The organism is Micrococcus sp. GbtcB5 (assembly GCF_019091605.1).
Taxonomy (GTDB): domain Bacteria; phylum Actinomycetota; class Actinomycetes; order Actinomycetales; family Micrococcaceae; genus Micrococcus; species Micrococcus luteus.
Genome location: NZ_JAGXJK010000587.1, coordinates 1 through 231, shown reverse-complemented (window position 1 = coordinate 231; position 231 = coordinate 1). Strand labels below are relative to the sequence as shown.

Annotated in this window: 1 pseudogene; it reads right to left on the bottom strand. The window is 72.7% G+C overall.

The window, feature by feature from the left end:
- A pseudogene (locus KVS67_RS14265) lies at nucleotides 1–231 on the bottom strand (DUF885 family protein); the annotation flags it as partial.

Below are 231 nucleotides of genomic sequence, written 5' to 3'. Positions count from 1 at the left end.
GCAGATGCGCGGGCCCACCTTGTACGCCGGCGCCAGCCCCGGCCAGCCGAGGTGGGGCGTGAACTCGAAGCGGCGCGGGCCCCCGGAGAACATCAGGTGCTTGGCCAGGAACGCGTAGCCCTACTCCGGGGTCCACGCGCCGCCGCCCTCGGACTCGGGGGCGTCGAAGCCGCAGTGCTAGCCGATGTCGAACACGACGCGGGCCGCGCGCATGCGCTGCATGTCCAGCAT